Source organism: Carboxylicivirga linearis (assembly GCF_018271995.1).
Lineage (GTDB): Bacteria > Bacteroidota > Bacteroidia > Bacteroidales > Marinilabiliaceae > Carboxylicivirga > Carboxylicivirga linearis.
The window spans coordinates 1-600 of the sequence record NZ_JAGUCO010000135.1 but is presented as its reverse complement, the minus strand read 5'-3'; the positions used below and the strand labels follow the sequence as shown (position 1 = coordinate 600).

The following is a 600-nucleotide window of genomic DNA, read 5'->3' as shown; positions in this document are numbered from 1 at the left end:
TACATGATTGCCTTTTTGACGCGCATAAACCCAGTTGGAACCTAAAAGCGTACCTGAACTTAATGGACATTGGATCCATCCACTATCATTCATCATGTAGTTAACAGCATATATCCACTCGTCCAAATAATCAAAACCTAATCCTAACGCATCAATAGCTGCCGTAAAATCCCCAAGATTGGTAAGTAATGTATTTAGCTTTTCATTTAATTCTGAGTTAGTAGGTATTGCTTCAATGTCTGCCCATGGCACATTCATAGTAGGATCAGTACTGGTTCCAAACTTAGCGTAATAAGTTGTCTGTTCCCGGGTTCCTGTATCAACCGTAACCTGACTAACCGTTTTTACAATCTTTACATTAGTGTCCACAGTACTAGCTTTAAAAGGCATTAAAATTCCTTTTAAATACATATAACCATCCGATACACTTGAACCTATTACAGTACAACCGCTAACTATAATATTTTCGCCACCAATGGCTGCAATTTTTTCCAATGTTGAATACGCATCCTGCATAAACTTCAGCACATTGGTAGTCATCGGAAAGTCGCGTTTATTTTCGAGTGTTAATACGTCCATAATATCTTAGTTTACTACAAC

Annotated in this window: 1 protein-coding gene; it reads right to left on the bottom strand. The window is 37.3% G+C overall.

Going from position 1 to position 600, the window contains the following annotated elements:
* Positions 1-579: hypothetical protein (locus KEM10_RS24030; RefSeq protein ID WP_212221013.1), on the bottom strand; the 579-nt coding region annotated here is incomplete at its 3' end.
* Positions 580-600 lie beyond the last annotated feature (21 nt).